Source organism: Caballeronia sp. M23-90 (genome assembly GCF_053574605.1).
The window spans coordinates 1-221 of record NZ_JBSIPA010001094.1 but is presented as its reverse complement, the minus strand read 5'-3'; the positions used below and the strand labels follow the sequence as shown (position 1 = coordinate 221).

The window sequence follows — 221 nt, the reverse complement described above, 5'->3', positions numbered from 1 at the left end:
TGCGCGCCGACAGCGGCACGACAAACGTTCAATACGACTGGGACGAACCATCGGAGCGCTCGGTGCGCTTCCAGATCGACCAGAAGAAAGCGCGTGAACTCGGCGTCAGTTCGCAAGACGTGTCCAATTTCCTCGCGATGCAATTCACGGGCTACACGGTCACGCAGTATCGGGTGCGCGACAAGCTGATCAGCGTCGACCTGCGTGCGCCGCAAAGCGAA

At 60.2% G+C, this 221-nt stretch carries 1 protein-coding gene; it reads left to right on the top strand.

Going from position 1 to position 221, the window contains the following annotated elements:
• Nucleotides 1-221: hypothetical protein (locus tag ACRXB1_RS37945; protein WP_449495001.1), on the top strand; the 221-nt coding region annotated here is incomplete at both ends.